The organism is Moritella sp. F3, assembly GCF_015082335.1.
In the GTDB taxonomy this organism is placed as follows: Bacteria; Pseudomonadota; Gammaproteobacteria; order Enterobacterales; family Moritellaceae; genus Moritella.
This window is the reverse complement of the sequence record NZ_BLRL01000093.1, coordinates 1-258: the sequence shown is the minus strand read 5'-3', so window position 1 is coordinate 258 and position 258 is coordinate 1. Positions and strand designations below refer to the sequence as shown.

Genomic DNA, 258 nt, shown 5'->3' with positions numbered 1-258 from the left:
CTTTTTATTTCCAGTCCAATTCTTGGGGTACAGATCATCAGACGGGCCCTTTCTTTTAATCAATAATTTTTCCAATTCGCCAAGGTCTGAACTTCCACGACTCTTGCTCATCCTCAGCCCATGGCCAAGGAACTGAAAGCGAGAACCAAACCATGATTGCCTTCCCTTTGATGTGACCAAAAGGAACAGTTCCCCAACGACGAGAATCTGCTGAGAAATCGCGGTTATCACCCATCACAAAGTAGTTATCCTTAGGAA

1 protein-coding gene is annotated in these 258 nt (G+C 44.6%); it reads right to left on the bottom strand.

What is annotated here, in order from left to right; genetic code table 11:
* Nucleotides 1-55 precede the first annotated feature (55 nt).
* Nucleotides 56-258 (bottom strand): signal peptidase I (lepB, locus tag JFU56_RS22580; RefSeq protein ID WP_198439454.1); only part of this gene is annotated, 203 nt, incomplete at its 5' end.